General features: G+C 71.6%; 14 protein-coding genes and 2 pseudogenes. 12 read left to right on the forward strand and 4 right to left on the reverse strand.

Features of this window, described 5'->3' with window-relative positions; genetic code table 11:
* Positions 1-25: 25 nt before the first annotated feature.
* The gene (locus EV567_RS14890) at positions 26-1,084 is read right to left on the reverse strand and encodes a sugar ABC transporter substrate-binding protein (RefSeq protein ID WP_130440113.1); all 1,059 of its coding nucleotides are present in this window, start codon (positions 1,082-1,084) and stop codon (positions 26-28) included.
* A gap of 264 nt (positions 1,085-1,348) precedes the next feature.
* On the reverse strand, positions 1,349-3,895 hold the full coding sequence (locus EV567_RS14895; protein ID WP_130440115.1) for a SpoIIE family protein phosphatase: 2,547 nt from the start codon (positions 3,893-3,895) through the stop codon (positions 1,349-1,351).
* A gap of 127 nt (positions 3,896-4,022) precedes the next feature.
* Here EV567_RS14895 and EV567_RS14900 point away from each other — a divergent pair, with 127 nt between their 5' ends.
* The 3 genes from EV567_RS14900 to EV567_RS14910 all read left to right on the forward strand — a co-directional run bounded on the left by EV567_RS14900 (position 4,023) and on the right by EV567_RS14910 (position 6,133).
* A complete protein-coding gene (locus EV567_RS14900) occupies positions 4,023-4,271 on the forward strand; it encodes a hypothetical protein (RefSeq protein ID WP_130440117.1) in 249 nt (82 codons plus the stop codon).
* A 94-nt stretch (positions 4,272-4,365) separates the two neighbouring features.
* Complete coding sequence (locus tag EV567_RS14905; RefSeq protein WP_130440119.1) at positions 4,366-5,274, forward strand: serine protease; 909 nt, start codon at positions 4,366-4,368, stop codon at positions 5,272-5,274.
* 37 nt (positions 5,275-5,311) lie between these two features.
* Positions 5,312-6,133 carry a DUF4344 domain-containing metallopeptidase gene (locus EV567_RS14910; protein ID WP_130440121.1) on the forward strand — a complete coding sequence of 274 codons (822 nt, stop codon included), beginning with the start codon at positions 5,312-5,314 and terminating at the stop codon, positions 6,131-6,133.
* A gap of 27 nt (positions 6,134-6,160) precedes the next feature.
* Here EV567_RS14910 and EV567_RS14915 read toward each other — a convergent pair whose 3' ends face one another.
* On the reverse strand, positions 6,161-9,826 hold the full coding sequence (locus EV567_RS14915) for a LamG-like jellyroll fold domain-containing protein (protein ID WP_130440123.1): 3,666 nt from the start codon (positions 9,824-9,826) through the stop codon (positions 6,161-6,163).
* Between the two features lie 328 nt (positions 9,827-10,154).
* Here EV567_RS14915 and EV567_RS14920 point away from each other — a divergent pair, with 328 nt between their 5' ends.
* The 8 genes from EV567_RS14920 to EV567_RS14955 all read left to right on the forward strand — a co-directional run bounded on the left by EV567_RS14920 (position 10,155) and on the right by EV567_RS14955 (position 19,408).
* Positions 10,155-11,171 (forward strand): LacI family DNA-binding transcriptional regulator, encoded by a 1,017-nt coding sequence (locus tag EV567_RS14920; protein WP_130440125.1) that lies wholly within the window; start codon positions 10,155-10,157, stop codon positions 11,169-11,171.
* A gap of 394 nt (positions 11,172-11,565) precedes the next feature.
* The gene (locus EV567_RS14925; protein WP_130440127.1) at positions 11,566-12,813 is read left to right on the forward strand and encodes an extracellular solute-binding protein; all 1,248 of its coding nucleotides are present in this window, start codon (positions 11,566-11,568) and stop codon (positions 12,811-12,813) included.
* Positions 12,814-12,833: 20 nt separating this feature from the next.
* Positions 12,834-13,817, forward strand: a complete 984-nt coding sequence (locus EV567_RS14930) for a carbohydrate ABC transporter permease (RefSeq protein WP_130440129.1) — start codon at positions 12,834-12,836, stop codon at positions 13,815-13,817.
* A complete protein-coding gene (locus EV567_RS14935) occupies positions 13,814-14,638 on the forward strand; it encodes a carbohydrate ABC transporter permease (protein ID WP_130440131.1) in 825 nt (274 codons plus the stop codon). Before EV567_RS14930 ends, EV567_RS14935 begins: the two co-directional genes overlap by 4 nt.
* A gap of 45 nt (positions 14,639-14,683) precedes the next feature.
* Positions 14,684-16,459, forward strand: a complete 1,776-nt coding sequence (locus tag EV567_RS14940; protein ID WP_130440133.1) for an amylo-alpha-1,6-glucosidase — start codon at positions 14,684-14,686, stop codon at positions 16,457-16,459.
* A gap of 165 nt (positions 16,460-16,624) precedes the next feature.
* A complete protein-coding gene (locus EV567_RS14945) occupies positions 16,625-17,263 on the forward strand; it encodes a hypothetical protein (RefSeq protein WP_130440135.1) in 639 nt (212 codons plus the stop codon).
* A 183-nt stretch (positions 17,264-17,446) separates the two neighbouring features.
* A complete protein-coding gene (locus EV567_RS14950) occupies positions 17,447-18,541 on the forward strand; it encodes a GNAT family N-acetyltransferase (RefSeq protein ID WP_130440137.1) in 1,095 nt (364 codons plus the stop codon).
* Positions 18,542-18,715: 174 nt separating this feature from the next.
* Positions 18,716-19,408: a glycoside hydrolase family 11 protein gene (locus EV567_RS14955; RefSeq protein ID WP_130440139.1), complete on the forward strand. Its 693-nt coding sequence runs from the start codon at positions 18,716-18,718 to the stop codon at positions 19,406-19,408.
* 203 nt (positions 19,409-19,611) lie between these two features.
* On the opposite strand, the pseudogene EV567_RS14960 reads toward EV567_RS14955, so the two are convergent.
* Positions 19,612-20,322, reverse strand: a pseudogene (locus EV567_RS14960) (MerR family transcriptional regulator); the annotation flags it as partial.
* Between the two features lie 76 nt (positions 20,323-20,398).
* Here EV567_RS14960 and EV567_RS28170 point away from each other — a divergent pair.
* Positions 20,399-20,530 (forward strand): annotated as a pseudogene (locus tag EV567_RS28170) (sugar kinase); the annotation flags it as partial.
* Between the last annotated feature and the right edge of the window lie 47 nt (positions 20,531-20,577).

Consider the following 20,577-nt stretch of genomic DNA (forward strand, 5'->3'; position numbering starts at 1 on the left):
CCGTTGGCTGCCCGATGGGGGCGGGTCAGCCGAGGTTGCCGCCCCACAGGGACTTGTCGTCGCTCTTGAGGCTGGCGACCCCGCCGTAGGTGGCGCCGTCGGCCGTCACGAGCGGCGCGGAGAGCTGGTCCTCCAGCAGGCCGTCACGGACCTCGATGATGGTGCTGTCGTGGTCGGTCCTGCCGGGCTGGAACGTCTTGCCGCCGATCGCCGCCTTCAGGTAGTACAGGGCGTACTTGGCGTAGAGGTCGGCCGGCTGGGACACGGTGGCGTCGATCTTGCCCGCGGCGATGTCCTTCAGCTCTTCGGGGATGCCGTCGTTGGAGACCACGAACACGTGCTTCTCGTCCCGCGGCCCGACCAGCAGGCCCTTCTGCTTGAGCACCTGGAGGGTGCCGGACAGGGCGAAGCTGGACTGCATGTAGACGCCCTTGATGTCCGGGTGGGCCGTCAGGTCGGTCTGGAGCTTCTGCGCGGCGACGGCCCCGTCCCAGTTGGTGGCCTCGCCGAACACCTTGATGTCCGGGTAGTTCTTCTTCATGCAGTCGTTGAACGCCTCGGTGCGGTCACGGCCGTTGACGGACGCGAGGTCGCCCTGGAGCATGACGACCTTGCCCTTGCCGCCCAGCTTCGTGCCGAGGAACCGGCAGGCCTTCTCGCCGTAGGCGCGGTTGTCGGCGCGTACGACCATGTAGACCTTGCCGGTGTCGGGGCGGGTGTCCACCGTGACCACCGGGATCTTCTTCGCCTCCAGCTGCGCGAGGGTCGGCGCGATGGCGGCGGTGTCCTGCGGGGCCATCGCCACGCCCTTGACGCCCTGACTGATGAACGTCTGGGCGTTGGCGGTCAGCTTGGCGACGTCGTTCTGCGAGTTGGTGGTCTTCAGGTTCAGGCCCAGCTCCTTGGCGAACTGGGGCGTGTACTTGATGTACGAGTTCCAGAAGTCGGTGTCGGACCGCGGGTAGTCGACGCCCACGAGCGGCTCGCCCGACGACGCGGTCGGGGAGCCGCCGGCGCAGGCGCTGAGCAGCGCCAGGGCGGAGACTACGGAGGCGGTGGAGCAGAGGACTGTTCTGAGTCTCATCGGTACTTCCTCGCGCTGGTCCCGAAGCGGCGTGGTGCACGGTGCGACGGTGGGATGTCGCCCGCGGAGAGATGGGATGTTTATAGGGGTGGCGCGGGCGGGCTGTCTAGATGTCCGACAGGAAAAGCCCTGAAAATGGGCACTCGGCTCTCCGGGTGCGCCCTTACTTGTATCGCGCCTGCCCTTGAATGAATCCCATCAATGCGCGGTTCGCCCGTTTCACGTGCGGCTTCGTGCGGACGTGGGCGGCGATGCCCGGCTCGGCTACAGCGCGGCGGCCGGTTCGCCGTCGGACATGGGATGCCTCGCGGGCAGCGGGCCGGAGCTGAGGGGGCCGGTCGCGGCTGCGCCGGCCGGGAGGTCCTGCTCCGCCCAGATGATCTTGCCGTTGTCGGTGTACCGGGTGCCCCAGCGGCGGGCGAGCTGAGCGACCAGGAAGAGACCGCGGCCGCCCTCGTCGGTGGTCCGGGGATGCCTCAGCCTCGGCGACGTGCTGCTGGCGTCCGACACCTCGACGATCAGGAGCGGCTGGCGCAGCAGCCTGAGCCGGACGGGTCCGGTGGCGTGGCGGATGGCGTTGGTGACCAGCTCGCTGACGATCAGCTCGGTCGTCATGACCAGCTCGCCCAGACCCCAGCCGTCCAGATGGCGCGCGGCGAGGGACCGGGTGGCCGCCACGGCGGCGGGATCGGCGGGGACGTCCCAGGTGACCACCTGCTCGGGGGGCAGCGGATGGGGCCGGGCGAGCAGCAGCGCCACGTCGTCGGGCTGCGGGCCCGGCAGCAGTCGTCCCACCGCCGCGTCGCACAGCTCACGCAGGTCCAGACCCGTCTGTGCCAGGGCGTGCCCCAGGCGGGCCATCCCGGCGTCGACGTCCTGGCCGGAGGTCGCGATGAGACCGTCGGTGTACAGACCGATCATGCTCCCCTCGGGCACCTCCAGATCGGCCGCCTCGAACGGCAGACCACCCAGGCCCAGCGGCGGGCCGAACGGCAGGTCGGGGAAGCTGACCGTCCCGTCGGGGCCCACCAGGACGGGCGGCGGGTGCCCGGCGCGGGCGAGTTCGCAGTGCCGGGTGACGGGGTCGTAGACCGCGTACAGGCAGGTCGCGCCGAGCACGGCGGTGCGGGTGGGCTCGTCCTCGGGCTCGTCGTCGGTCAGGCGCAGCACCAGGTCGTCGAGGTGGGCCAGCAGCTCCGCCGGCGGCAGGTCCATGTCGGCGAGCGTGTGCACGGCGGTGCGCAGCCGTCCCATGGCCGCCGCGGCGGTGATGCCGTGCCCGACCATGTCACCGACGACCAGGGCGATCCGCGCGCCCGACAGCGGCAGTACGTCGAACCAGTCGCCGCCGACGCCGTCCTTCGCGTCCGCGGGCAGGTAGGCCGAGGCGACCTCCAGCACCGGACTGCCGGCGAGGGTCCGCGGCAGCAGGCTGCGCTGCAGGGCGAGGGCCGTGGCGTGTTCCCGACTGTAGCGGCGCGCGTTGTCGATGCACACCGACGCCCTGGCGACCAGCTCCTGGGCGAGCAGCAGGTCGTCCCGCTCGAAGGAGGCCAGGTTCTCCGACCGCATGAACGTCGCCACGCCCAGGACCGTCTCCCGCGCCCGCAACGGCACCGAGATGAGCGTGTGCAGACCGAACCGGCGGATGTTGGCGGCCCGCTCCGGCTGCTCGGTCGCCCAGGCCTCGTCCAGCGGGTCGAGGGTCGGTATGAACACGGCCTCGCCGTGGAACATGTGGCTGGCGTCGTACCGCGGGGTGGTGAAGTCGACGGGTTCTGCGATCTGGACGACCGCCTCAGGGCAACCCTCGTGGATCGACCTCATCCCGGCCCGCCGCATCCTCGGGGTGCTCTCGGGCGGCTCGTCCCCGAGGGTGGCGGGGGCCGCGGGCTCGCCGCTGAGCACCGACTCCAGCAGGTCGACGACGACGAAGTCGGCGAAGCGCGGCACGGTGACGTCGGCGAGCTCCTGGGCCGTGCGCATCACGTCGAGGGTGCTGCCGATGCCGGCCCCGGCGTCGTTCATCAGGGCCAGGCGCTGCTGGGCGTTCCAGCGGTCGGTGACGTCCGTGACCATGTAGCACACGCCGGTGATGACACCCTGCGCGTCCACCAGCGGGAAGAAGGAGGTGGAGTAGGCGTGCCGGCGGTGCGGGTCGGCCCAGCTCCAGCCCTGGTACTCGTAGTCGACCACCGGCACGCGCGTGTCCAGCACCTGGCGCATGATCGCCTCGATGGCCTCGGCCTGCAGACCCGGCACCACCTCGCTGAGCCGGCAGCCCATCCGCTGCTCGCGGGGCACCCCGCCGAAGCGTTCCAGGGTGTCGTTCAGCCAGACGTACCGCAGGTCCGGGCTCATGACCGCCATGCCGATCGGGGAGCGGGTCAGGAACCCGTCGAGCACGGACTGGCCGATCGTCCACTCCGGCCGCCGCTCCCGGCCGGAGACGAGGAAGCACTCCTGGCCGGCCAGCCGGAACGCGGCGGAGACCTGCACGGCGACCTCGATCGTCCGGCCGTCGCGGCGGCGGGCCGTCGTCACGCCGCTCCACCCCGGTCCCGTGCGGCACCGCTGGAGGATCCTCGCCGTCCGGGCGGGGTCCTCGGACCCTGCGAACAGGAACGCCCCCGAGCGGCCGACGACCTCCTCCGGTGCGTACCCGAGGAGTTCCTCCACGCCCGGGGTCCAGCCGATGATCTCGCCGGCGGCGGTGACGACGGCGGTCGCGTCCGTCGGCTCGACGGCGCCGGGGCCGCCGCTCGCCGACGTCGCCGGTCCGAACGTTTCCTGCCGGTCCGCAGACGCCATGCCTCTCACCACCAGACCCACGAGATCTTCATGGTCCCGCCCCCGAAGCGGCCCCGCCAGCGGACAGCCCGCCGTCGACACTCGGATTCTCCTTGCCCCTGCCCCTCCGTTCGGCCAGGGTGGGCCCGTGCCGGGACAACGGAAGAGGAAGCGACAGCGGGAAGCCGCCGGGCGACGATCCGCGACCGACGGACCGGGACGCTGGGAAGCGGTCTTCGAGACGCTGGACGCGGCGGAGTTGCGCGACTTTCTGCGCCGGCTGAGCACGGGAGCGGAACCGGTCGACATGTCCACGGTCCGCATCGACATGGTGTGCGGACGCCCGCCGACGCCGGCCGCCTACCGTGTGTGCCTCTTCGTCCCCGACCCCACGTGACCCCGACGAAAGTAGCCCCGGCGGATGCACCCCGCCCGCCCGGATCGCGTCCTCCCGGGTGATCGCACGATCTTGATCACCCGAGAGGACATCCATGCCGCACACCCTGTCCCGAGGCGTCCGCCGCGCCGTCTCCGGCGTCGCCACCGCCGCCCTGCTGGCCCTGGCCGGACCACTGGCGGTCCCGGCCGCGCCGGCAGCGGCCGCCGCCGGAACCGGGCAGGTCAGCACGGTCGCCTACGCCGCGGCCGAGCAGACCGCCGCCCTGTCGTACTGGACGCCCGCGCGGATGGCGCAGGCCGGCCGCACCGTCGACCTGGGCGCCACCGGGCCGCTCACCAAGACCTGGACCGGCAAGGCGATCCCCAGCATCGGCCGGCTCTTCTTCGTCAACTCGCGCGGCGACGACAGCTGGTGCACGGCCAGCTCCGTCACCAGCGGCAACCGGTCGGTGATCATGACCGCCGCCCACTGCTCACGCGTCGGCTCGTCGTCCTTCAACACCTTCACCGACATGGTCTTCGCCCCCGGCTACGCCAAGGGCAAGACGCCGTACGGCCGTTACGCCGTAAAGACGGCCATGACACCGCGCTCCTGGGTGGAGAAGTCGGTCGGCGACGTGGCGGCGATGGTCGTCGCCACCCCGGCCGGCGGCAAGCGGCTCACCGACGCGGTGGGGGAGCAGAAGATCGCCTTCGGCCGCGCGGCCGGCGAGCGGATCGTCACCTTCGGCTACCCGGGGACGACGCCCCAGCGGGGCGAGCAACTCCTGTACTGCGTCGGCACGTCCGCCGTCGCGCCCGAGAACGAGCAGCGCGTCCCCTGCGACCTCGGCGGCGGCGCGAGCGGCGGCCCCTGGCTCGCCGGCTTCGACTCCGCCACCGGCAAGGGCACCCTGGTCTCGGTCAACAGCCACGGCGCGGGCGACGGCGGCTCCCCGATGTACGGCCCGGCCTTCGACAAGACCGCCCAGGCCGTCTACGACGCCGCACAGCGCGGCTGAGCGAACGGACCGTCCGGGACCGGGAGTCGGGGGAGCCGTGCGAACGGGAGCGAGAGCACAGGGAGGGGCCGCCCTGACGGCCTGGTCGCGCGCATGGCTGGTGGCGCTGGCCGCCCTGACCGGAGGCGCCGCTTGCGGGAACGCCGAAGTGTCCGGTCCCGGCGCCCAAGACCCGGCCGTCGTGGTCCGGTTCGAGGAACCGGCCCGCTCCGACCGGGCGGCCGCCGCCTTCCTGCGGGAGCACGAACCGGTGACACAGGCCGCCGCCGCGGTCACCGTCCTCCTCACGCTGGACCGGCCGGTCCCCCTCGTCGTCCGGTCCTGCGACGGTGACGGCTCCTCCTACGACCCCGAATCCCGCCGGATCGACATCTGCTACGAAGAAGTCTCCGAGGCACGGGACCTGTTCGCGCGGGCCGGGCGGCAGGACACGGACGACGCGGTCGCGGCGGTGCTCCAGGAGACGGTGTTCCACGAGACCGCCCATGCCGTCGTCGACGCCCTCGGCGTGCGGACGGCGGGCCGGGAGGAGGACTTCGCCGACCAGTTCGCCGCCCTGATGCTGCTGCGGCAGGGCGCCGCCGGCGAGCGGCGCCTGCGCGCCGCCGCCGATGCGTGGAACCTGCTGGCGGCGGCGGCCGAGAACGCCGACGGCGACGCCGAGGACGAGCATTCCCCGGACCGGGAGCGTGCCGTCAGCGCGTTCTGCCACCTCTACGGCTCCGCTCCCGGCCGACATCAGGACCTGGTGCGCCCGGACGTCCTCCCCCTCGCCCGTGCACGGGGCTGCGCCGAGGAGTGGGCCGCCGTCCGCGACACCTTGCTGGAGACGCTCGGGCCCGCGCTGCGCGAGGGATGAGGACGGCCGCCGTGCGCGCGGATCACCTCATCGCACCTCCTTCGCGAACGGCGTGACCGTGATGCGGTCGATCAGGGGTGCGTGGCGGGAGCGGAGCAGGACTCCGGGGAAGGTGTCCGAGGCGTGCGTCGTGCCGTCGAAGTTCGGCGGTTCCTCGGCGCGGAGGACGAGGGTGTTCCGTCCCTTTCCGAGCTGGACCGGGACGGTCAGCTCCCAGAAGTTGTTCTGGTGGAAGGTGTGCGGGAAGCCCACGCGCCGTGTCGCGCCGCCGTTGACGGTGAGGTCGGCGTAACGGGCCAGTGGGTCCGGGTTGTAGTGGGTGGCCGGGGACTGCTCGGGGTTGGAGTAGCGGATGCGCAGCGCGTGCAGACCGGCCTTGTCCGCGGTGACGGTGAACGTGGCCGTGTTGCCGTTGCCCGGGTCGCCGCCGACGCCGGTGATCGCGCTGCCCTTCGTGGCGAGCGAGAGCGGGATCAGCGTCGCCGAGCCGGCGAGTCGCGCGTCCTGAGCCTCGTACGTCCGTGAGCCGAGCACGCCGTCGGTGGGCGTGACCGTCAGCCGGTCGACGAGCGTGGCGGACGAACCTCCCGTCAGTGTCACCTTGTTGACGCCGCCGGAGAGCGAAACCGCCACGCTGGTCCTGCTCTTGGCCAGACGCATCACGTCCTGCCCGTTGACGGAGAGCCGGGCGCCCTTGCCGTCCAGGGTGTCGACCCGGAGCGTCGCCTCGCGGTCGGCGGGGGAGTACACCCAGAACGTGGCGCTCTGGTCCCGCGCGATCAGGGCCCCGCCCGAACCGGTGGCGGGCCTGTCGGCCTTCTCCGGCAGGTCGTAGACGGGCCGTGCTCCGCCCTCCAGCCAGGCGAGTTCGGCCTCGTACACCCGCGTGCCCGCCGATGCCTCGGGAAGAGTGAGGGTGACACGGTCGACGATGGCGTCGCCCTTCGTGGCGCGGGTCCCGTCGGCGCTCCTCGCGGCGAGGGTCAGGGTGTGCCTGCCCTCGGTGAGCCGCACCTTGGTGTCGGTGTGGTCCCACACCACCCACTTGTAGCCGAGCGGCAGATGCAGTTCCTGCTCGCTGTCCGCCTGCCCGTCCACCCGCAGGAACACGTTGGTGGGGCCCTGCTCGGCCACCTTGTCATAGGTGTTGAGGGAGTTGGCGAAGACGCTCAGGTCGTACACGCCGTCCTCGGGGACGTCCACGGCGAAGTCGAGCGTGAGGTCGGAGCCGGTGCGCAGGCCCCCCACGTCGTAGCCGCCGGAGGTGTAGAACTTCGACACGTCCCGCGGGGAGCCCTCCGGGCCGTTCTTCGAATGGCCGGACCCGGTGTGGGCGGCCTCCTCCGCCTCGTACGACCCTTTCCAGCGCACGGGCGCGGCCTGCGTCCCCTTCGCCGTACCGGCAGGGCTGAGGACGATCTCGTACGCGGAGGACTCCTCCAGCGCGGGCAGCGCCCCGTCTCCGAAGTCGACCGCCACCGACCCCTCCTGATTGACCGTCAGGTTCGTTTCCGTGAGCAGCTTCGGGCCGGTGGAGTCGCCGACCTGCCCGGTCCACTCGATCTCTCGGACCCAGGCGTGGACGCGGTCACCGAACAGCTCGCGCGGAACGCCCGCGAAGGTGATGTGCCCCTTGCCGGTGGAGCCGCCGAAGACCAGCCGCGCCTGCCTCTTCGCCGCGTCGAGCGTGGCCACGCCCTGCATGGTGTAGTTCTCGCCGGGGAACGGCGGGGTCACCCGCACCGTGTGGCCGCTCATCGAGGCGTACGAGTTCAGTAGCCACCACTGGCCGTTGCCGCGGTTGGACTGCACAGCGGAGTCGGAGAGGTTGCCGTCGATGTTCCAGTACGCGATGTCGGCGTCCACCTTGGACTCCTCGATCGCGGACACCCACTGGATCATCTGACCCGGCACGGAGGTGTGGTAGTTGAAGGCGTACTCGTCGATGTTGACGGGCAGCCGGCTGCCTTCCCTGTCCGTCCCCTCGAACAACTCCCGCTCCCACACCCGGTACTTGGCGACGCTGTCGCGCACCGCCTCCGGGTGGCTCAGCTCGTGCCAGGTGATGACGTCCGGGAGGGTGCCGGCGGCCAGGGCGTGGGAGAGGAAGCCCTTCACCTGGTTGTAGAGGATGCTGGTGTTGGGCCCGGCGATACGGGCGTCCGGCATCCTGTCCTTGATGATCCGGTAGGAGCTGTCCCAGGCGGCGAAGTAGTCGTCGGGGTCGTCGAGCCAGCTGACCTTGTCGTAACTCCACTGCCCGGTACCGAACATGTTGCCCTCAGGCTCGTTGAACGGCACGAAGACGATGTTGTCCTGGTACTCCTTCGGCAGCTTCAGGACCTGGTCGACCTGCTTCGCGATCTTCTCCTGGTAGAGCCTCAGCTTCTCCGCGGGGGTGCCGCCGGGCCACTCGTAGGGGAAGCCGCGGTGGATGTCGGTCATGTAGATGTACACGTCGCCGTCGGTGGAGTCGGCCAGCGGCCTCACCACCTCCAGCGCGTCCGCCCCCGGATGCTGCGGGCCGTCCTGCGCCTTGGTGGAGACCGTGCGCAGGCCCATCCCTTCGATGAGGTTGCCGGTCGGGACGTCCGGCCCGTACACGCCGTACAGCGTGCCGGACGCGCCGCCGTGGAACGCGCCGGTGTCCGAGCCGAGGTCGACGGTCAACTGCCCCTCGCGCACCACCGTGACGGACGCCTCCACCGCCCGCCCCGCCGCCGTCCCCGCCACGCCGAACGTGCCGGGCCGCGCGTACTTCTCCGGCGGCACGGCGTTCCAGACGACGGGCGTGTCACGGTCGTAGCCGTCGGAGAAGGACGCACGGACCGATGCCGGCAGCGAGGGAGCCGTACCGGCCGTCGTACGGACCGCGAACGACGTCCGCGAGAGCTCCCGTAGCTCGGGCGGGTTCGCGACCGTGCCGGCGACCTGCTCGGGGGTGAGCGCCTCGTGCCAGACCGTGAAGTCGTCGATCGCGCCCTTGAACAGCGGGTCCGGGTAGAAGGACTTGCCGATGTATCCGGCGGCCGCGGCCGAACCCTCCAGCAGGTCACCGGCCTTGACGGTCGTCGCGGCGGAGGACACCGCCACACCGTCGAGATAGGTCGTGACCCGGCCTGCGGAGGCGTCGAGAGTGACGGTGACCGTCCGCCAGGCGCCGGCCGGCAGCGCCGCGTACCCGGAGACCCGGGCCTCTCCGCCCCCTCCGCCGGTGGTCACCGCCGTGCGCAGGACGCCACCGTCGTGGGACGGGGTGGTGAACAGGTACTTGCCGGTTCCGGTGCCGAGATCGAAGATCCGCTGCCAGGGCGACCGGTCGTCCCCCCACTGCACCCGGGCGGACACCGTCAGGTCGGTGGCGTCCGCGAGCACCTCGCGCGGCAACCGGACGTACGCCCCGTCGGAGGTGGGCGCGCCGCCGGGCAGGGCGAGCGCCCTGCCGCCGTCCGCGCCCTCGACCGACCGTGCGGTGGCCCCGTTCACCAGGCTCGCCGTCAGGCCGTTGCCGGAGCTGTCGACGATCCTTCCCGAGGCGAGGTCGTCCTGGTCGAAGGTGTAGCGGACCGTGGGCGGGGGCGCGCCGGCCGCCTGCGCGGGGACGGCCGGGGCGGCCAGCACCCCCGCGCCGAGGGCCAGGACCACGGCGGCCGGTGCCTTCCGGCGCCGGGCGGAACTGTCAGCGGATGACATGGAGTGCGTCCTCAATCCTTTGAGCAACGGGTTCCGGTCGGCCCCGCCGAGCCGGTCGCGCATCGGCGTGCCGCCGTCGGCGAGGAGGGTTCCGGGGCCGCCGGAAGGATCACTTCATCGAACCGGTTCGCTGGAAGCTAGCACCCGGGAAAATCGCTCAGCAATACCCCGGACACGAGCCGAGTCCGGTGGTGAAGCACTTTCGGCAAGATGCGGGAACAGTGCTGTCGCGGATGTTGACAGCCGCCCGGCTTGTTCCTACGTTCACTTCACGCGAACCGGTTCGACGACCGGTCGCGGACGAACCGGTGCGACGAAGGAGTCATCCGTGAACATCGGTGAGATCGCCCGGCGGGCCGGTGTCTCGCGGAGCACCGTGTCCTACGCGCTGAGCGGCAAACGCCCCGTGTCGGACGGCACCCGGCGGAAGATCCAGCGGGTCATCGACGAACTGGGCTACCGGCCCAACGCGAGCGCCCGCGCCCTCGCCAACGGCCGGACCAGCACGATCGGCCTCGTCTTCCCGCCGGCCGGCGACCACTACACGGGAATGCAGCTGGATTTCATCGGCAGCGTCGTGGAAGCCGCCGCCGCCCGCGACTACGACGTGCTGCTGTCCCCGAGCGGCGTCGACAGCGACCGCTCGTTCCAGCGGATGCTGGGGGAGCGGCGCGTCGACGGCGCCATCCTCATGGAGATCAGGCTGGAGGACGACCGGGCCGACCACCTGGCCGCCCTGGACTTCCCCTCCGTCACCATCGGCCGCACCGCCCGCCCCGAGGGCGGCTGGTGGGTGAGCCTCGACCACACCGCGCTCGCGGCGTCCTGCGTCCACCACCTCGCCGACCTCGGCCACCGCAGGGTCGCCCTCGTCAACCGGCCCGAGCAACTCCTGCGGGCCGGATACGAGTCGGCGCACCGCGGCCTGGACGGCTTCACCAAGGCCGCGGCCGAACGCGGGCTGACGGTACGGACGTACACCTGCGGGGACGACGCCGCGTCGGGCCAGGCGTGCGTGGAGCGGATCCTGCGGGACGACCCGGCCACCACCGGCCTGGTCACGCTGAACGAGGCCGCCCTCGGCGGTCTGTACCGGGGGCTCGCCGGGGCGGGCCGCCATGTGCCACGCGACTTCTCCGTCACCGGAGTCGTCGCCGGCCGGTGGGCGGAGACGGTCACCCCGCAGCTCACCGCGGCGGACGTGCCGGCGCGGGAGCTGGGCCGCCGCGCCGTCGACCTCCTCGTCGAACGGCTCGACCACCCCGGCGCACCACCCCGGCACCACCTCCTGACCCCGCCGATCTCACTGCGGGGCAGCACCGGCCCCGCCGCCGGCACCGCCTGAGACCCGAAGTCCGCACGACGCCCGACCTCCCGTCCGAGCCCGCGGCCTCACACCGCGCCGTGAATCCGCGCCGCGGGGGCCGACCGCACAGCCGGCTCCATGCCCTCGGTTCCGGAGCCGGCTCACAGCCCTACTGCCTCTGCTCCTGGCCGAGCCCACAGCCCCGGCCTCCGCTCCGGGGCCCGACTCACAGCCCCGGCCGCCGCTTCGGGGGCCGACCCCACAGCCCCGGTCTCCGCTTCGGGGGCCGAGCCCACAGCCCCGGTCTCCGCTTCGGGGCCCGGCCGCACAGCCCTACGGCACCCCCTGCCCCCCGCCGCCGCGGTCCGCCGCGCCCTCCTCCCGTCCGTCACCCCTCCCGCGGCACATCCGTGCCAGAAGTGAAGGATCCGCCATGCCCAGCACCTCCAGACAGCGCCGTCTGACCGCCGCCGCCCTGACCCTCCTGACAGTCGCCGCCGGCGCCACCGCCTGTTCCTCCGGCTCGGGCGTCGCCGGATCGAAGAACGCCGACAGCGGCACGTACACCGTCTGGGACCCCTACCCGCAGTTCGCCAAGGGGTCGGCCTGGACGCGGTTGCTGGACCGGTGCGGTGCCCAGGCCGGCGTGAAGATCAAGCGGACCGCCTTCGACACCGGCGACCTGGCCAACAAGACCCTGCTGGCGGCCCAGCAGGGCAACTCGCCCGACGTCCTCATCGTCGACAACCCCGTGGTGTCGACCCTGGCCGAGGCGGGCGTGCTCACCACCACCGACGACAACAAGCTGGACACCTCGAAGGTGGACCCCAACCTGCTCGCCGCGGGCCAGGCGGGCGGCAAGACGTACGGCACGCCGATCGGCGCCAACACTCTCGCCCTCTACTACAACAAGAAGGTGCTGGAGCAGGCCGGGGTGGACATCGCCACGGTCAAGGACTGGAAGTCGCTTACGGCAGCGCTGGAGAAGGTCGAGAAGGCGGGCAAGAAGGGCATCACCTTCTCGGCGATCGGCACGGAGGAGGGCAGCTTCCAGTTCCTGCCCTGGTTCTGGGGCTCGGGCGCGAAACTCACCGAACTCGACTCCGCCCGGGCCGTGTCCGCCCTGTCGCTGTGGAAGGACTGGCTGAAGCGCGGCTACGCCCCCAACTCCGTGCTCAACAACACCCAGACGACCAGCTGGCAGGAGTTCGCCAGTGGCGACTACGCCTTCGCGGAGAACGGAACCTGGCAGCTCGCGGCCGCCCACAAGACCGGCTTCGAGTACGGCGTCCTGCCGGTCCCCGCCGCAACCGGCGGCGCCGCGGCGGCCCCGACCGGCGGCGAGTTCGTCACCCTGCCGGTCCAGGGCGACACCGCCCGCCACGCCACCTCGCGGAAACTGGTGACCTGCCTGACCAGCACCGACAACCTCTACGACACCGACACGACCCTGTCGTACGTGGCGCCCACCGGCGAGGTCCAGGACAGGCAGGTCGCGGCGAACGCCGAACTGAAGCCGTGGGTGCAGGCCGTCAAGGGAGCCAAGGGCCGCACCAGCGACGACCTGGGCACCCGCTACCCCAAGATCTCCGAGCAGATGTGGAAGGCCGTCCAGTCAGCGCTCAGCGGCGCCCGGTCGCCGAAGGACGCGCTGGCCGAGGCCCAGTCGGCCGTCAAGTGATCCGGGAACGCGGCCCCACGATGGACCACACGACACAGCTGCCGCGACGACGGCCCGCACACCGTCCCACCGAGGCTGCCACCGACGCCCCGGCCCGGGCACTGACGCGACCCCCGCGACGCCCCGCCTCCCCGCAGTGGACCGCCTGGGCCTTCCTCACCCCGGTGACCCTCTACCTGGCCTGCTTCTACGCCTATCCGCTCTACCGCAACCTCGACCTCAGCCTGCGCGACTACACCGTCCGCTCCTTCGTCCAAGGCGACGCGCCCTTCAGTGGGCTGGACAACTACCGCAAGGTCCTTGCCGACCCGACCTTCGCGCCGGCACTGCTGCACACCGTCGTCTTCACCGCCGTATGCCTGGTCTTCCAGTACGCCATCGGGCTGGCCCTCGCCGTCTTCTTCCACCAGCACTTCCGGCTCTCCGCCACCCTGCGCGCCCTGTTCCTGGTGCCCTGGCTGCTGCCGCTGATCGTGTCGGCCTCCACCTGGTCGTGGATGCTCAACAGCGACTCCGGCATCGTCAACGCCGCCCTGCACGCCGTGGGCATCGGCCCGGTCGACTGGCTCACCTCGCCGTCCTGGTCCCTGACCTCGGTGATCATCGCGAACATCTGGATCGGCGTCCCCTTCAACCTGGTCGTGCTCCACAGCGGCCTGCAGTCCGTCCCCGCGGCGCTCCACGAGGCCGCGGCCCTCGACGGAGCGAACGCGTGGCAGCGCTTCTGGCGCATCACCTTCCCGCTGCTGCGCCCGGTCTCGGCGATCACCCTGCTGCTCGGACTCGTCTACACGCTCAAGGTCTTCGACATCATCTGGATCATGACCAAGGGCGGTCCCGCGGACGCGTCCACCACCTTCGCCACCTGGTCCTACCGGCTCGGCTTCGGCAACCTCCTGCCCGCCTTCGGCCCGGGCGCGGCCGTCGGGAACCTGCTCGTCGTCGCCGCCCTCGTCTTCGGGCTGATCCACCTCCGCGTCCAGCGAAAGCAGGCGCTGTCATGAACCGACGCTCCGGCCGCACGGGATGGAAGACCGCCGTCGGCCTGCTGCTGACAGGGATCATGCTCTTCCCGGTCTACTGGATGATCAACGTGTCCCTCACCCGCGACCAGGACATGCGCAAGAGCCCACCCGACCTGCTGCCCCTGCACGGCACCCTGGCCGGCTACCGCACCGTCCTCGACGAGCAACTGCCCTACCTCGCCACCAGCCTCGTCGTCGCCCTCGGCACCGTCGCGCTGACCGTGGCCCTCGCCGCACCCGCCGGCTACGCCCTGGCCAAACTGCGCCCACGCGGCGGCGGTCTGCTCGGCTTCCTCCTGCTGGCCGCGCAGATGATCCCCGGCATCATCATGGCGATGGGCTTCTACGCCGTCTACCTCCAGCTCGGCCTGCTCCAGTCCGTCCCCGGCCTCATCGTCGCCGACTCCACCCTGGCCGTCCCGTTCGCGGTCCTGATCTTCACCGCGTTCATGTCCGGCATCCCCGGCGAACTGCTCCAGGCCGCGCAGATGGACGGAGCGAAAGCCGGGCGCGTCTTCTGGTCCGTCGTCCTGCCGATGAGCCGCAACGCCGTCGTCACGGTCTCGCTCTTCGCCTTCCTGTGGTCCTGGTCCGACTTCGTCTTCGCCAACACCCTCGTCAACGGCGGCGCCCACGAGCCGATCACGCTCGGCGTCTACCACTACATCGGCAACAACAACCAGGAGTGGAACGCCATCATGGCCACCGCCGTCGTCGCCTCACTGCCCGCCGCGGTGATCCTCGTCCTCGCCCAGCGCTACGTGGCCGCCGGAGTGACCACCGGCGCCGTCAAGGACTGAGCCGCCCACCGTGCCCCGCCCCCGCTCGAGAAACGAGTCAGCGCCATGACCGCCGCCCCGTCCGGCCCGGCCTTCTCCGTCCACGACATCCCGTTCAGCACACACGGCTCCTGGTTCGGCATCTCACCCGTACTGGCGGAGAAGACCCGTGCCGAGGACCTCCACCTCGTCTCGCACCAGAACGGCATGCACGCCGTCCTGCGCCTCGTCCCCCTCGACCCGGCCACCGCAGGGCGGGCGCACACCGATGTGCGGGCGACCCCGAGCCTGCTCACCTGGACCGGTGCGGGCGGCCGCATCGACCTCGCCTACGCCTCGCCCGACACCGTGCGCGTGCGCGGCGAAGGACTCGGCCTGCGCGTCACCGCGGCGGCGCGGACCCTCACCCCCTTCAGCGGGACCTACTTCTTCCGGGACCCGGTCGACGGCGCCCACACGTTCACCTCCTACGAGACCGGCCGCCGCTACCGGATCACCGTGCTGTCCGGCGCGGTCACCGAGGTGTCCGGCTCCCAGGCCCTCGGCGCCGGCGACCGCGGTCTCACGGTCACCGGCGAGTCCGGCGCCCCGTGGGAGATCGCGGTCGAGGAACTGGACAGCGCACGACCGCCCCACCGCCCGTCGGCGGCGTTCGCCGAGATCACGCAGACCGCCCAGCGGTCTTTCGCCGAGTTCGCCGACACGGTCGCCCCCTGGCGCTCGGCCGACACCCCGGCAGCCGAACTCGCCGCCTACGTGGTGTGGTCCGCGACCGTGGCCCCGGCGGGACTGGTCACCCGGCCCGCCGTACTGATGTCCAAGCACTGGATGGACAAGGTCTGGAGCTGGGACCACTGCTTCAACGCCCTCGCCCTGGCCCCCGGTCGCCCCGAGCTCGCCTGGGACCAGTTCGCCCTGCCCTTCGACCACCAGGACGAGACGGGGGCGCTGCCCGACTCCGTCACCCACTCCGAGGTCCTCTACAACTTCGTCAAACCTCCCATCCACGGCTGGGCCCTGCGCGGCCTGCGCGACCGGCTCCCCGCGCCCCTCGGCCCGGCCGAACTGACCGAGGCGTACGGCAGGCTGGCGCGCTGGACCGACTTCTGGCTCACCGCGCGGCGCGCACCCTCCGCCGCCCTCCCGCACTACCAGCACGGCAACGACAGCGGCTGGGACAACGCCACCACCTTCGACCCCGCCCGCGTGGCCGTCACTGCCGACCTCGCCGCCGTGTTGATCCTCCAGCTGGACGAACTGTCGCGCATGGCAGCGGAGTTGGGCTTCCACGACGAAGCCGGGCGTCGCGCCGGGACGGCCGACGCCCTCCAGGCCGCCCTGCTGGAGGAGTTGTGGGACGGCGAACGGTTCACCAGCCGCCCGGCCCACGGCGGACCCCCTTCCTACAGCGCCGGCCTGCTCGACCTGATGCCCGTCGTGCTCGGCGACCGCCTTCCCCCAGAGGTCCGCGACCGGCTAGCCGAGCGGATCGAAACCCATCTCACCGAGTTCGGCCTGGCGACCGAACAGCCGGGCTCCCCTCACTACGAGTCCGACGGCTACTGGCGCGGCCCCATCTGGGCGCCGGCCACGGTCCTCGTCGAGGACGGCCTGCGCCGCGCCGGCCACGAACGCCTCGCCGACGAGATCAGCGCCCGCTTCCGCGGCCTGTGCGAGACCTCCGGCTTCGCCGAGAACTTCGACGCCCTGACCGGCCATGGGCTCCGCGACCGCGCCTACACCTGGACCGCGAGCGGCTACCTGCTGCTGGCCCGCGACCACTGCCGGCGCCGAGAGGCCCGGGCGGGGGAGCGGACGGCGCAGGGAACCGGGACGAAGTGACGGACACCGAGAGGTGAGGCGGACGCCCGCACACCCTCCGCCCCGAGCGGATCCGAACGGCCGGGAAACTCACCCGTACAGGTGAGCTTTCGAGCGGACGTTCGTGTGGGGAAGTTTTTCCGTTCAGGAACGCCGACCGGACATCTCACGGACGATGGTCACGTCATGAGCCCGCACGCATGCCCCCTCACCCGGCCGAGCCGCCCGCTGCCCAGCGGAGCGGCCCGGCCGCGAGTGCTGGGGGCCGCTTCCTTCGCGGCGCTGGCGACACCCCTGGCAGCCGCCGGACACCACCTGGCGTTCGCGAGCACGGCCCCCGTCGCAGGACACCTCGCCGTGGCGCTCGCGCTCTTCGTGGGCCGCCTGCTGCGCCCACCCAGGGAACGGTCCCTCTCCGCGGATCTCGGAGCCATGCTTCTCGCGCAGGCGTCCGCCTGCTGCTGGCTGGCGTGTCTCAGCGACCCCACCCCCGCGGCCGCCGCGCTGCATGGGGAGATGGGAGCGGCCCTCTACGTGGTGATGACGCTGGTGACCACCGGCGCCCTGCGCGCCGCCGCGCCCTCCGGGCCGCCGCTGTCCGTCATGATGCAGGAAGCACTGAGAGCCTTCGCCCACCGGCTCTGCGCCCTGGCGTCCGCACGGACCCCGGCGCCCGGCGCCCGGAGCGGCCCGCTCACCGGCGCCGGCGGCGACCGCCACGACACGCCCGTTCCCGAGGCGCTGCCGACCGGTGCGGCGGCACGTCGGGGCCCTCCCCCGAAGAACAGCGCGTCCACACCACCCGGGCAGGTCACCGAGCGCTGACCGCGCCCGTCCTGCCGCGTGCGACTCCGCACACGCCGAGCCCTTCGGCGTCTGCCGGCGTTCCCCCGTGCTCGCCACGGGGCACCCTCGCGCGCGCCCGCACCGCCGCCCTCGGCGGCAGTCGCCCGCGCACCTCACCGGCGAAGCCGCACCACTCGCTCTGCCGCCGAACCAGGAGCCCACATGTCCACACCCCGCCTCCCGCGCATCCACGTCGTGCACCCCGACGACCTGACACCAGGGGACCTCGAACTGTGGGGCGAACTGAGCACCGCCACCGCCGACGCGGTGAACCCCTTCATGAGCGCACAGTTCACCCGGGCCATGGGCCAGGTCCGGCCCGACACACGGGTGGCCGTCCTGCACCGCAGAAGAGAACGGCTGGGCTACTTCCCCTACCAGCGCAGCAGATGGGGCCACGGCCGTGCGGTCGGTCTGGGCGTCTCCGACTGCCAGGGCGCCGTGCTGCACCCCGACGCCCAGCTCGACCCGCTGCACCTCATGCGCGCCTGCTCCCTGAACGCCTGGGAGTTCAACCACCTGGAGAGCGGCCAGGATCTCTTCCTCCCTTATGCGACCGGCCAGTTCGCCTCACCGGTCGTCGACCTCACGCACGGCTTCGCACGGTACGAGGACCATCTGCGCACGCACTCGCGCCGCTTCGTCAAGACGGCACGTGCTCAGGAACGCCGGATGAACCGCCAACTCGGGCCCCTGCGCTACGTCCACGACGAACGCAACCCCGAGGCCCTGCGCACACTCCTGGCCTGGAAGTCCGCCCACTACCGGCGCACGGGCCGCCGCGACCCCTTCGCCCAGCCCTGGATCACCGAGCTCGTCGACCGACTCGCCCACACCACGTCGCCGCACTGCTCCGGCATCCTCTCCGTGCTGTACGCGGCCGACAGACCGGTCGCCGCCCACTTCGGACTGCGCTCGCAGACCGTCTTCTCCTGCTGGTTCCCCTCCTACGACCGCAGCCTGGCCACCTACTCGCCCGGCCGCGTCCTCTACCTCCGCATGATCGAAGCCGCCGCCGCGTCCGGAATCCGCCTGTTCGACTTCGGACGAGGCGACGCCGCCTACAAGAACTCCTTCAAGACCGGCGACCTCCTCGTCCACGAGGGGGCCCTGCGCACCACCGGCCCCGGCGGCACCCTGCACTGGCTCCGCAGCGAACCGACGAGGGCCGCACACCGGCTCGTGCGGGACCACCCGGCGTTGAAGCGGGCGGCGGTGCGCACACTCAGGGCCGTAGGCGCCGTACGGAGCCGCTGAGCCGGTTCGAAACATTCGGTCCCCACGTCGAAAGTGTTGACAGCCCATCAGGCCGGTCCAACACTGGCGACGGCGACAGACCCCCCACCGACCGCCGGATCGGCGCAGCCGCGGCTGGATCCATGAGCAACTCCGTCGGGCCGTGTCCTCCGTCGGCTTTCACGAGGAGCAGATATGCACAACAGTGACATACCGCCTCTTGGGCTGGGCCGCAGGCGATTCATCGGCGGCGCCGGAGCCGCCGCGCTCGCCGTCACGTCGGGACTGATCCTGCCCGGCACGGCCCGCGCGGACACGACCATCACCACCAACCGGACGGGCTTCGACAACGGCTACTACTACTCGTTCTGGACCGACGGCGGCGGTGCGGTCTCCATGACGCTGTCGTCCGGGGGCTCCTACCGGACCTCGTGGACCAACTGCGGCAACTTCGTCTGCGGCAAGGGCTGGAGCAACGGCGGACGCAGGACGGTCCGCTACTCGGGCGGCTTCTCCCCGTCCGGCAACGGCTACCTCGCCCTCTACGGCTGGACGTCGAACCCGCTGGTCGAGTACTACATCGTCGACAACTGGGGCTCATACCGGCCCACCGGCACCTACCGGGGCACCGTCACCAGCGACGGCGGCACGTACGACATCTACCGCACGACGCGCTACAACGCCCCCTCGGTGGAGGGGGTCCGCACGTTCGACCAGTACTGGAGCGTCCGCCAGTCGAGAAGGACGGGCGGAAGCATCACCACCGGCAACCACTTCGACGCCTGGGCGAGGGCCGGGATGCCTCTCGGCAGCTTCCGGTACTACATGATCCTCGCCACCGAGGGCTACCGGAGCAGCGGCAACTCCACGCTCACGGTGACCGGCTGAACCGGCTTCGGTAGCCCGGCGCTGATCCTGGGCGGCGCGGTTCCCCGGAGCCAGGCGTGCGGCCCGCTCCACGTCATGGCCGGTCCCGCCGCTTGGTGCGTCCGACGCTCGGCCGCAGGCGGTGGGCGCGGGGGGTACGGCCAACGCCCCTGCGCCTCACCGCAGTACGGACCCCATGTGCGTCCCTTGTGCTCGGTCTACGGCGCGGTCAGTACGGCCACTCCGGCGGGGGGCAGCGTGACGCGGTCGGACGGGGCCCCGCCCGGGCCCAGGGCGTCGGTCATCGGCTCGGGCAGCGTGACCACCGCCTCCTCACGGCCGTGGTTGAGCAGGAAGACGAACCGCCCGCCGTCGCCCTCGCGCACGGTCGCCTGGACGTGCTCGGGCAGCCCGGGGAGCACGGGCCCTACGGACGCCGCACAGCACACGTCGTCGACGAGGGCGCGCATGACCCCCGCGAATGCGGAGGCGGCGTCAAAGCCGCCGAAGACAGCGTCGAGGAAATCGTCGATCAAACGTCTGCGTTCGTCCTCGGAAAGCTGGGCAAGCCGGTGCATGAGCTCCGTCTCCTCAGGTGTGGACCCGCGCTCGGCCACCGTCATCAGCACCGCGCGCCGCAGGCGCAGGACGCGGATCTGCACTGCCAGTGCTTCGGCGTGCGCCGCGGCGACCTCGGGAAGCGAGAGCTCGCGGTCCACGACCTTGCGGATCGTGGGAAGGTCCAGTCCCAGCTCGCGCAGGGTCCGTACGAGGCTCAGGCGTGCGACGGCGTCGATGCCGTAGAGGCGGTAGCCGGCCGGGCTGCGGTCCGTCGGCGCCACGATTCCGCGATCGGAATAGAACCGAATGGTCTTGACCGTGAGACCAGTCCGTCGAGCGAGTTCGCCGATCGAGTAGAGCGTGTCACCGTCCATGCCCCCACCTTTGTCTCTCCCCCGACTGGAGACTCAAGTCCCTTAGCCTGCCAGCAGGCAACCACTCCTCATCCACGTCCCCGCCCGTCTGCACCGCGCCGTCACCACCGCGGCGTTCGCCGTCGCCACCCGGGGCGACTGGCAGGGCCTGCCGACCCGGGACGAACTCGGCCTGTTCGACGAGCCCGACGGCACGACCATCCGCTGACCCCGGAGGCGATGGGCTTCACCCGGGGCGGCCGGCGCTGGGAGGCG

It is taken from the genome of Streptomyces sp. BK239 (genome assembly GCF_004217285.1).
Classification (GTDB): Bacteria; Actinomycetota; Actinomycetes; order Streptomycetales; family Streptomycetaceae; genus Streptomyces.